Origin of the sequence: Streptomyces sp. KR55 (genome assembly GCF_052245645.1) — a bacterium.
Taxonomy (GTDB): Bacteria; Actinomycetota; Actinomycetes; order Streptomycetales; family Streptomycetaceae; genus Streptomyces; species Streptomyces flavusporus.
In genome coordinates this window covers 1-6,558 of record NZ_JBQQCE010000527.1, presented here as the reverse complement: position 1 = coordinate 6,558, position 6,558 = coordinate 1, and the positions used below count along the sequence as shown (strand labels likewise).

At 69.9% G+C, this 6,558-nt stretch carries 7 protein-coding genes and 2 pseudogenes; 5 read left to right on the top strand and 4 right to left on the bottom strand.

Annotated elements, in window-relative coordinates:
- Window positions 1-84: 84 nt before the first annotated feature.
- Window positions 85-573: a hypothetical protein gene (locus tag ACTWQJ_RS44220; protein ID WP_443312048.1), complete on the top strand. Its 489-nt coding sequence runs from the start codon at window positions 85-87 to the stop codon at window positions 571-573.
- A complete protein-coding gene (locus tag ACTWQJ_RS44215) occupies window positions 570-1,508 on the top strand; it encodes a hypothetical protein (protein WP_443312047.1) in 939 nt (312 codons plus the stop codon). Before ACTWQJ_RS44220 ends, ACTWQJ_RS44215 begins: the two co-directional genes overlap by 4 nt.
- Window positions 1,509-1,540: 32 nt before the next feature.
- Here ACTWQJ_RS44215 and ACTWQJ_RS44210 read toward each other — a convergent pair whose 3' ends face one another.
- Window positions 1,541-2,209 (bottom strand): nitroreductase, encoded by a 669-nt coding sequence (locus ACTWQJ_RS44210; RefSeq protein WP_443312046.1) that lies wholly within the window; start codon window positions 2,207-2,209, stop codon window positions 1,541-1,543.
- A 152-nt stretch (window positions 2,210-2,361) separates the two neighbouring features.
- On the opposite strand from ACTWQJ_RS44210, the gene ACTWQJ_RS44205 reads away from it, so the two are divergent.
- On the top strand, window positions 2,362-3,012 hold the full coding sequence (locus tag ACTWQJ_RS44205) for an FMN-dependent NADH-azoreductase (RefSeq protein WP_443312045.1): 651 nt from the start codon (window positions 2,362-2,364) through the stop codon (window positions 3,010-3,012).
- Between the two features lie 54 nt (window positions 3,013-3,066).
- Here the strand turns inward: ACTWQJ_RS44205 and ACTWQJ_RS44200 are convergent, their stop codons facing one another.
- The gene (locus ACTWQJ_RS44200) at window positions 3,067-3,552 is read right to left on the bottom strand and encodes a MarR family winged helix-turn-helix transcriptional regulator (RefSeq protein ID WP_443312044.1); all 486 of its coding nucleotides are present in this window, start codon (window positions 3,550-3,552) and stop codon (window positions 3,067-3,069) included.
- Window positions 3,553-3,652: 100 nt separating this feature from the next.
- Here ACTWQJ_RS44200 and ACTWQJ_RS44195 point away from each other — a divergent pair, with 100 nt between their 5' ends.
- On the top strand, window positions 3,653-4,636 hold the full coding sequence (locus ACTWQJ_RS44195) for an aldo/keto reductase (protein WP_443312043.1): 984 nt from the start codon (window positions 3,653-3,655) through the stop codon (window positions 4,634-4,636).
- Window positions 4,637-4,765: 129 nt separating this feature from the next.
- Complete coding sequence (locus tag ACTWQJ_RS44190) at window positions 4,766-5,263, top strand: DUF6328 family protein (protein ID WP_385516453.1); 498 nt, start codon at window positions 4,766-4,768, stop codon at window positions 5,261-5,263.
- A gap of 114 nt (window positions 5,264-5,377) precedes the next feature.
- Here ACTWQJ_RS44190 and ACTWQJ_RS44185 read toward each other — a convergent pair.
- Both ACTWQJ_RS44185 and ACTWQJ_RS44180 read right to left on the bottom strand, forming a co-directional pair.
- Window positions 5,378-6,348, bottom strand: a pseudogene (locus ACTWQJ_RS44185) (LLM class F420-dependent oxidoreductase).
- A gap of 41 nt (window positions 6,349-6,389) precedes the next feature.
- A pseudogene (locus ACTWQJ_RS44180) lies at window positions 6,390-6,558 on the bottom strand (serine/threonine protein kinase); the annotation flags it as partial.

Below are 6,558 nucleotides of genomic sequence, written 5' to 3'. Positions count from 1 at the left end.
GCCGACGAACTCGAGCGGTACCTGCAAGCGGCCGGCTCGGTCCGTCAGTCGTCTCCCGTCGATCCGTCACAGCGAGGCTGAGTGATGTCACCCGTCGTCGTTGTCCTGCTGCTGTTCGCCGGGCTGTCGGAGGCCGCCGGACGCATCGTCCCTCTGGTAGCGCGCCGGCCCGGCATGTCCAGGACTTTTGTGGCCGGGTTGCTGCTGCCCGCCGGCCTCGTCGAGGGTGCCGTGTTCGCGCTGTGGCCGCTGACCGCCTTGACCCTGGCCGAGCTGGTGCTGTCCTCTCCACCGCCAGGCGCCGGGTTGGAGTGGACACCGAGCCTGGTCGCCCCGCTGGTGCTCGCTGCCGTCCTTGCCTTCCCGTTGCTCGGGCCCCTGCTCCACCTGCTGCTCCTTGTGGGCGTCGGGGCCGGTCTGGCCGGCCCGCTCGCAACGGCGACCGGGCTCGGCTGGTGGGGCGCCGCCGGTTGCGTGGCCGTCGCCGGGGCCGGTCTCGGTGTTGCTGTGGAGGGCGTTCGCCGTCTGGTCGTGAGGATCAGTGCGACGAGGGCACCGGAGGCGATCGCATGAACGATGTCCTGCTCTGGGTCTGCGCGCTGGGGCCGGTTCTGCTCGCCGAAGGACTGCTGGCCCGCTACGAGGTCATGGCCTACAGCGCCGGCTGGCGGGCCCCTGTCACCGAGCTCCCGGAGGGCGTGCCCTATGCCCGGGGTGCGGCCCCTGACAGTCCCCCGGATGCCTACCTGGTCTACCTGGACGGCATCGGCAAACGCCGCTTCCGCGACACCCGGGACGGCGGCCAGCTGGTCAAGGCCGTGATCGCCGGAGCGCCGGAGCTGCGGGTGCTGGGCCAGGTGCAGCCCTACTCGCCGCTGGCCGACCCGCTCGCCGACCGGCCGGTGTGGGCGTGGCTGCGCCGTCACATCGGGCTGCTGCTGTTCCTGCACAACGTCATGCAGATCTTCGTCGCCGCCGACCACCGGTACCGGCCCCTGTACAACCGGGCCGTCGGCTCCCAGATCGCCACGCAGCTCCGGCTCGCCGGCTACCAGCCCGACAGCGGTATCCCGGTGGTGCTGCTCAGCTACAGCGGCGGCGCCCAGGTCGCCACGGGCGCGGTCGACGAACTGCGCACCCAGCTGCGCTCCCCGCTCATGGTGATCACACTCGGTGGGTTCCACAACGGCGCCAACGACGTCACGCAGGCCGAGCACGTGCATCAGCTCACCAGTGCGAGCGACCGGATCGAGCGGGTCGGCACCTGGATGTTCCCTCAGCGCTGGCGGCTGTTCCGCCGCAGCGGATGGAACCGCGCCCGCCGCGCCGGGAAGATCACCGTGCATCGGCTCGACCCGGCCACTCACCTCGGGCCGCGCAGCTACATCAGCCCGGAGGCCCGGCTGCCCGACGGCCGCAGCTACCTCGACCGCACCACCGACACCGTGATCGCGCTCATCCGCGCCCGCCACGGCGCGACCGCGGCGACGGACGACCCGTTGCTGTAAGGGCCCGCCACGTCGGCTGAGGGCGGGCGGTGTCAGTAACCGTCGACGAACGTGACCGTCTCGTCGAGCGGCGCCCGGCCCGTGCGGGGGTGATCCACCGTGACGTCCTCGAACCCGATCGACATGCCGCAGAAGAGGATCAGCTCGTCCGGGGGTGAGAGGACCTCCGCGACATTCTTGCGATACTTCGCCCACGCCATCTGCGGGCAACTGTGCAGCCCTTCGGCGCGGAGCAGCAGCATGACGGTCTGCAGATACATGCCGACGTCGGACCATTGGGCCGGGCCCATGTCGCGGTCGATGTAGCAGAACAGGGCGGCGGGCGCGCCGAAACAGTCCCAGTTCGCGGAAGCGGCCCTCTGGCGCGCCTCCAGGTCCTCGCGCGCAATACCGAGTGCGCCGTAGCGCTGCGCGCCGAAGGCGGATCGGCGCTCGCTGTAGGGGGACTTCAGTGCGGGCGGGTACTGCTCGTACTCCGGCTCGTCCCAGGGGTCGCCTGCGGCCAGGCGCTCGCCGACGCGCTTCTTGAGTTCGGCCAGCGGCGCGCCGGTCAGCACGTAGGCGTGCCACGGCTGGATGTTCGATGCGGACGGTGCCCAGGCCGCGGCGGACAGCACGCGCTCCAGCACCTCCCTCGGGACATGCCGGTCGGTGAATCCGCGCACTGCCCGTCGGCTTGTGACCGCCTCATAGACGTCCATGATCACCTAACTCCCATCTGCTCAACGCACCCTCCCCTTCTCGTTTCACTTGCGATAGTATCACTCAATACCATCTCGTGCTTAACTATCGTCGAGTACGAATCCTCAGTCCTTGGTTCCCCGCCTCGGGCACCACTCTTTGGAGAAAGTCCATGGCCACGCTGCTGCACATCGACTCGTCCGTGTTCCCCGGCGAGGCGTCCTCGTCCCGATCGGTCGCGGACGCCTTCCGCAAGGCCTGGGAGGAGCAGCACCCGGAGGGCACGGTGATCTACCGCGACCTCGCCGCCGACCCTGTCCCGCACATCACCGCCGACGCCTGGTCCGCCGGTTTCGCCGCCCCGTCCGAGCACACCCCGGAGCAGTCCGCCGCGTTCGCCGCGCGCGTGCAGCTCATCGAGGAGCTGGAGCAGGCGGACGCTGTCCTGATCGGCGCCCCCATGTACAACTACTCGATCCCGTCGACCCTCAAGGCGTGGCTGGACAACGTGATCCTGCTCGGCCGCACCTCGGGCGAGACCCCCTCCGCCCAGGGCACCCCGGTCACCGTCGTCGCCAGCCGCGGCGGCTCCTACGCGCCGGGCACCCCGCGCGAGGGCTACGAGTTCGTACAGAACTACCTGGAGGCCGTCCTCAAGGGCACCCTCGGCCTGGACGTCGACTTCATCGTCCCGGAACTCACCATGGCCCCCCGCAACCCGGCCATGTCGGAACTGGTTCCCCTCTACGAGGCCTCCCGCAAGCGCGCCTTCGAGGACGCGGCCGCCAAGGCCAAGGAGCTCGCGGAGCGTCTCGCCGTGTAGGCCCCATGAGGCGCAAGCGCGCCCACGTGGCAGGCAACCGTCGCGCGGGCGCGCCTACGCCTCACCGTCTGCGGGATAGGCGAACCGGGTCAGCAGATCCCTCAGCTGCTCGGGCTCGCCGGGCCCCAGTTCGGCAACCAGACGCTCAGCCAGCGGCTCCGCCGCCACATGGGCTGTATCGAAAAGCTCGCGTCCCTGAGGCGTGATCTCCACTGCCCGCGCCCGCCGGTCCCCCGGAACGGTCTTGCGTACAGCCAGCCCTCTGCGCTCCAGGTCGTCCACGACCCGCATGATTCCCGCCTTGTCCGACCCTGTCGCCGTCGCCAGGTCCCGCTGCACCGTGGGCCCGTGGTTGACCAGCTCGATCAGCACGGCGAAATGCCGCAACTCGATGCCGAGCGGCCGGAGCGCCTCCGTCATCACCGTGGCCGCACGCAAGTGTGCCCGGCGCAGCAGCAGGCCGAGCGCGAATGGCGATTCATCCCCGGGGCGGTCGGTCGCGTGCGAGGGGGTGGTTCGGTGAGGAACGTCGGCGGTCATGACGTCACACTACAGCTATCCGTTCATTCGATACGGTATCGTTTGAAACCAAGTGCGGTTACGTCAGCTGCGCGGGCGTGCCGGGTGACAGACTGACGCCATGGATGAGCGTGAATTCGGCAGGTCGGGTCAGCATGCGTCCGTCGTCGGCCTCGGTACCTGGCAGTTGGGTGCCGACTGGGGCGACGTCGACGACAAGGAAGCCCTCGCAGTGCTGGAGGCCGCGGCGGAGTCGGGAGTGACCTTCTTCGACACCGCCGACGTCTACGGCGACGGACGCAGCGAGCAGACCATCGCCACGTTCCTGAGCAGTCGGCCGGATCTGCACGTGCTGGTCGCGACCAAGATGGGCCGCCGCGTCGACCAGATCCCCGAGAACTACGTCCTCGACAACTTCCGCGCCTGGAACGACCGGTCCCGGCGCAACCTCGGCGTGGACCGCATCGACCTGGTCCAGCTGCACTGCCCGCCCACCCCCGTCTACTCCTCGGACGAGGTCTTCGACGCCCTGGACACCCTCGTCGAGGAGGAGCGCATCGCCGCGTACGGCGTCAGCGTGGAGACCTGTGCCGAGGCACTGACCGCGATCGCCCGCCCGAACGTGGCGAGCGTGCAGATCATCCTCAACCCGTTCCGCATGAAGCCCCTGCGCGAGGTGCTCCCGGCCGCCCGCGAGGCCGGCGTCGGCATCATCGCCCGGGTGCCGTTGGCCTCGGGCCTGCTGTCGGGCAAGTACACCAAGGACACCGTCTTCCCCGCGAACGACCACCGCACCTTCAACCGGCACGGCGAGTCCTTCGACCAGGGCGAGACCTTCTCCGGCGTCGACTACGCCACCGGCGTCGAGGCCGCCGCCGAGTTCGCCGCCCTCGCCCCCGACGGGTACACCCCCGCCCAACTGGCGCTGCGCTGGATCGTCCAGCAGCCCGGCGTGACCACGGTGATCCCCGGGGCCCGCTCACCGGAGCAGGCCCGCGCCAACGCGGCCGCCGCCAGGCTGCCCGCCCTGCCCGACGCCACGCTCACCGCGATCCAGGACCTCTACGACCGGCGGATCAAGGACCAGGTGGAGGGCCGCTGGTAGCCGCTGTCCGGCGGGTGTCCGGGTGACCGCGGGACGACCGCACGGCGGACCGTCGGTTGCCCGGACACTTCTGGCGCGCACGGGGAACCCGGGTGGGAAGGACGTCGGTCGTTCGCACCGGGAGGAACAGTGTCGATCACGGAAGGCAGTCCGAGCAGGCCCAGGGGGCGCAACGAGACCGAGGAGGAGAGAGCCGACCGCATGTGGGGGGAGCTCATCCAGGAGGTCCGCGTTGCGCAGATGGGCGTGCAGATCCTGTTCGGCTTCCTGCTCACCGTCGTGTTCACCCCCACGTACCGGACCCTGGAGGACACGGACCAGACGATCTACATCGTGACCGTCGTCCTGGGCGCCGCGGCGACCGGCGCACTGATCGGACCGGTCTCCCTGCACCGCCTCGTCTCCGGCCGACGGGTGAAACCGCAGGCGGTGACGTGGGCGTCCCGGCTGACCTTCGTGGGGCTGGTCCTGCTGCTCGCCACCATGACCTGCTCGCTGCTGCTCATCCTGAGGGTGGCGACCCACAACCCCTATGTGCCGTGGCTGGTCACCGCCGTGCTCGTGTGGTACCTGCTGTGCTGGTACGCCCTGCCGATGTGGACGCGGCACCACCATACGAGCCGGTGACGGACAGCGAGGCGGCGGCACCGACCGACCGGGGCTGCTCAGCCACCGCCCTGCTCCGTCTCCCGGTCCAGAGCGGTCGTAGAGAGCCCTGGTACCCCGTTGTACGAGTGATGCTCAGTCAAGGGCGTCGCGCAGTGCGGGCAGCAGGGTCTTCGCCGACCAGTCCAGGTAGTCCGGCTGCGACTCGCCGCCGATCTGCACCAGGGCGATCTCGGTGAACCCGGCCTCGGCGTACGGGCGTACGGCTGCGACGAAGTCCTCCGGGTCGTCACCGCAGGGGATCGAGTCGGCGACGTCGTCCGGTGTGACGAACTGGGTGGCCGACTCGAAGGAGTCCGGGTGCGGCAGCTCCGCGTTCACCTTCCAGCCGCTGCCGAACCAGCGGAACTGCGCATGCGCCCGCTTGACCGCGGTGTCGCGGACGGGGTCGTAGCAGACGGGCAGCTGGCCCACGCGCGGCTTGCCCGCACCGCCGTGCCGGTCGAAGGCGTCCAGCAGCCCCGGCTTCGGTTCCGTCGCGATGACCAGGTCGGCGAGTCTGCCGGCCAGCGCGCAGGAACGTTCTCCGGAGACGGCGATGCCGATGGGCGGCGGCTCGTCGGGCAGGTCCCAGAGGCGGGCCGACTCCACGTCGAAGTGCGTGCCGCGATGGGTCACATGGCCGCCCGCGAAGAGCTCCCGGAGGATGTGGACCGCTTCCTCGAGCATCTCGTGCCGCACGTCCACGGACGGCCAACCACCGCCCACCACATGCTCGTTGAGGTTCTCACCCGACCCGAGCCCGAGCCGGAACCGGCCCTGCGACAACAGCTGCACGGTCGCTGCCTTCTGCGCCACCACCGCCGGGTGGTAGCGGAAGGTCGGACACGTCACGTACGTCATCAGCGGGATGCGGGACGTCGCCTGCACCGCCGCGCCCAGCACGCTCCACGCGTACGGGGAGTGACCCTGCGAACGCAGCCACGGAAAGTAGTGGTCCGAGGTCACCGAGAAGTCGAAGCCCGCCTCCTCGGCGCGCACCACATGGTCGACGAGCTCACGGGGGCGGCCTGTTCGGTCATCATCGTGTATCCGATTTGCACCATGAAGGGCGAGTTTCCGCGTCGGACTGGCAGAAACGGGGGGCTCAGTCCGAGGGCGTCCGGAAGGTCCGCAGGAAGGTGTCCAGGGCCTGCTGGTTCTCGGTGTCCTCCCAGTCGTCGGCGGGCGTGGTCCAGCGCAGCGAGTAGCCGCGGCCGCCTCCGATGAGGAAGCCGCGTCCGAAGGTGCGCACCACAGTGCCGTCGGCATCGGCG

Coding starts and splice junctions, on each gene's coding strand:
- ACTWQJ_RS44220 (WP_443312048.1), top strand. CDS start 85: ATGTCACCCGTCGTCGTTGTCCTGCTGCTGTTCGCCGGGCTGTCGGAG.
- ACTWQJ_RS44215 (WP_443312047.1), top strand. CDS start 570: ATGAACGATGTCCTGCTCTGGGTCTGCGCGCTGGGGCCGGTTCTGCTC.
- ACTWQJ_RS44210 (WP_443312046.1), bottom strand. CDS start 2,209: ATGGACGTCTATGAGGCGGTCACAAGCCGACGGGCAGTGCGCGGATTC.
- ACTWQJ_RS44205 (WP_443312045.1), top strand. CDS start 2,362: ATGGCCACGCTGCTGCACATCGACTCGTCCGTGTTCCCCGGCGAGGCG.
- ACTWQJ_RS44200 (WP_443312044.1), bottom strand. CDS start 3,552: ATGACCGCCGACGTTCCTCACCGAACCACCCCCTCGCACGCGACCGAC.
- ACTWQJ_RS44195 (WP_443312043.1), top strand. CDS start 3,653: ATGGATGAGCGTGAATTCGGCAGGTCGGGTCAGCATGCGTCCGTCGTC.